Source organism: Actinoplanes sp. NPDC051633 (assembly GCF_040681735.1).
Taxonomy (GTDB): Bacteria; Actinomycetota; Actinomycetes; order Mycobacteriales; family Micromonosporaceae; genus Actinoplanes.
In genome coordinates this window covers 1-1,136 of the sequence record NZ_JBFAZH010001763.1, presented here as the reverse complement: position 1 = coordinate 1,136, position 1,136 = coordinate 1, and the positions used below count along the sequence as shown (strand labels likewise).

At 68.6% G+C, this 1,136-nt stretch carries 1 protein-coding gene; it reads left to right on the top strand.

Translation table 11 applies throughout. The features are described from left to right. Positions 1-12: 12 nt before the first annotated feature. The coding region (locus tag AB0M20_RS44980) for an EAL domain-containing protein (RefSeq protein ID WP_364307749.1) at positions 13-1,136 on the top strand (1,124 nt) is incomplete at its 3' end.

Sequence of the window (1,136 nt, the reverse complement as noted above, 5' to 3'; positions counted from 1 at the left end):
CTGGTTCTCACCGTGCGCGACGTCACGCAACGGCACCGGCTGGAACAGGAGTTGATCAGGCGGGCCTATCTGGACCCGTTGACCGGCCTGGGCAACCGGCTGCAATTCCAGGACGACGTCGCCGCCGCGCAGGCCGGGCACACCGACGGCGTCTGCGCGGTCATGGTGATCAACGTCGACGATTTCCGGGTCGTCAACGACACGATGGGCCACGAGGTGGGCGACGAACTGTTGATCGCGGTGGCCGACCGGCTCTCCGGTGTGCTCGGCGGTTACGGCACGGTCGCGCGCCTGGGCGCCGACGAGTTCGGTGCCGTGCTCGAGGAGGTGCCCGACCTTGCCGAGGTGGAACGCCTCGCCGCACTGGTGGTCGGCGCGTCCGACGAGCCGTACCAGGTGGGCGGCAGTGTGGTGAGCGCGCACCTGCGCTGCGGCGTGGCGACGACCGCACATGCCGGCACGGCCAAGGACCTGCTCAGCCAGGCAGACGTCGCATTGGACACGGCAAAGGCGAGCACGGAGCGTTGGCGACGCTATGAGGCGGTGTTGCACGCCGAAGTGATCGACCGGATGCAGCTGCGCACCGATCTCGATCGGGCCTACGCCGACCGAGCCTTCGTGCTGTACTACCAGCCGATCGTCGACCTGCGGACCGGCCGGACGGTGGGATTCGAGGCGCTGCTGCGGTGGCCGCACCCGACCCGCGGCATGGTGTCACCGGCGGCGTTCATTCCCGTCGCCGAGGAGTCCGGTCTCATCGTCGAGCTCGGCGCGTGGGTGCTGCGGACCGCTATCGCCGGCGCTGCCGAATGGCAGCGGCTCGCCCCGGCGGAGACCCCGTACGTGAGCGTCAACGTGTCGGTCCGGCAGTTCCGCGCGCCCGGGTTCATCGAACAGGTCTTCCAGGAGCTCGCCGACGGCGGTCTCCCGCCGCACCTGCTCACATTGGAGATCACCGAAAGCCTGTTGCTCGGTGAGCAGGAGGAGATCGCGACCGGCATCGCCCGGTTGCGGCACGCCGGGATCAAGGTCTCGATCGACGATTTCGGCACGGGGTACTCGTCGCTGAGCTACCTGCACCGGGTGCCCGTCGACACGCTCAAGCTGGACAAGTCCTTTGTGGACACCATCGCCAC